Below are 1706 nucleotides of genomic sequence, written 5' to 3'. Positions count from 1 at the left end.
TCGCGAGGGTCGTCCGCTTTTGCGATGCGCTGAGCACAGTGGCGGTAGCGAGTTGCCGGTCTTGCTGCCGCTGCTATGCGGATTGGTCGGGATCGTCGGTGCACTGAGGTCGATGACGTCCGCATCCGTGGCCTGCTGGCGTCCGTTCCGCATCTCATGCAGCCATGCTGTGGCGTGGGCTTGGGCGTTGCGGACCTGCTGCAATTTTGCTTCGCGTTCGGCGGAGGTAGGCTTTGGTTCGGGGATGGTGGAGCTTCGTTTTGTGTCTCAGCTGAATCGGCGGTACCGCTCTCTACCCCGCCCCGTCCAATCCATTCCCACCGTCCAGGTCCAGAACACCGTTCTCCAAACTCATGCTCGCCGGGCTGACTTGTCAGCAGACGACAGAACCCGCTCAACGGCCGCGCCTTAGTAACCGCTTCAAGCTCAAACCGGCCAACAAAATGTAAGGCGGTCTGGCGAGCGAATAGTGACCACAGTTTAATTCCAAAATATTTGGCCTAGCCCCGGCGTCCTTTAGCCTCTGCATGAACCTCTCCGATAGCTCTGGCAATACCACTTTGTCTCTCTTAGCCAACACAACCTGAAGATCGACATCAGGCCGTGCCAAACTATGCGTGTAATTCTCCAAGTTAAGTGGACCCCAGGCCCTTCTGAGATCGGTCAGCTCAATCTCGGGCTCAAGGCTATAGCGTATCGATCGTGTCGCGCGGCCCGTCCAAACCATATCCGCTAGACTCCCCGCCGTCAGAAACAACGAGGCTTTTGACACAGCCAGGTCATGTGCCGCGACTATGGCCGCAACCCAGGAACCTAAGCTCATCCCGAGAACCGAAATCTCTCTATAGCTTTCGCTTTTCAACCAACGTATGAGTTTTCGCCCATCCAACACTGCCTGCCTAACAGATTGGATCGTTCGACCGAGATTAGGGCTAAGCATATAGTCGGCGTGCACGGAGCCGGGACGGCTGCGTTCGAAGTGATAAGGCATAGCAATCTCGACAACCGTGATGCCACGCTGCGAGAAGAAGTTGGCAATCTGACGATTCCGGGCGCTTGCATTCCAATGGTGAAAAATCACCATCGCCTGATCGAACGAACCGCTTTCTGTGATTTTCGCCGTGACGAGATTGTTCTGTTCGATATCAGTAGAAATGTCCGATGGAAATTTGAGCCACCCATCCAGCCTTTCAAAGCCCTGATCACTCACACTCGGCTCATCGAAAAAGGCTGGATCTGCCACGGCTTGATCCGCGAGGGCACAGAATTCCTCGATACCTGCTATCTTCTTCGCACCTGGAAAGGCGCGTTCGGCGTCAAGGACGAAATCCGCTGGTTGCTTTCCTTCCTCACCGCGTCGCGCCCGCCGCTCATCCCAATGATCAAGCCAACTATGATACACTCTGATTGTTCCCTAACTACTCGCTCGCCATCGCCCCAATCCTGGATCGCACAGGCCGTATATTGCGAGCAGCACTCCAACGCCCAGAAGGATCGAAAAGCCAGCAAATGCATCGATCAGCAAGTAGCCTGCCACGAGTAACGCTACGATCGCTGACATCCTCCACAAAGGCATACAAAAACGATGTTCGACGCCTAAACGGATGGAGCCATACAGAAATACGGCACAGGTCGAAATAGCGATAGAAGGCTACTATAATGGGTCGGCCTACGATAGCTGATCTCGGCGCTCACATCATTGCGCC

Annotated in this window: 2 protein-coding genes and 1 pseudogene; all 3 read right to left on the bottom strand. The window is 55.0% G+C overall.

The window, feature by feature from the left end:
- The coding region (locus JT360_RS33020) for a hypothetical protein (protein ID WP_214477601.1) at positions 1-204 on the bottom strand (204 nt) is incomplete at its 3' end.
- A gap of 190 nt (positions 205-394) precedes the next feature.
- Entirely contained in the window at positions 395-1402 is a 1008-nt protein-coding gene (locus JT360_RS33015) for an RcgR family putative quorum lactone hydrolase (protein ID WP_214477600.1), read from the bottom strand.
- Positions 1392-1706: pseudogene (locus JT360_RS33910) on the bottom strand (RcgA family putative transporter); the annotation flags it as partial. The pseudogene JT360_RS33910 and the gene JT360_RS33015, both read right to left, overlap by 11 nt.

It is taken from the genome of Mesorhizobium sp. dw_380 (genome assembly GCF_018588885.1).
GTDB lineage: Bacteria > Pseudomonadota > Alphaproteobacteria > Rhizobiales > Rhizobiaceae > Mesorhizobium.
The sequence above is the reverse complement of the archived record's forward strand: the minus strand, read 5'-3'. Positions and strand labels throughout refer to the sequence as shown.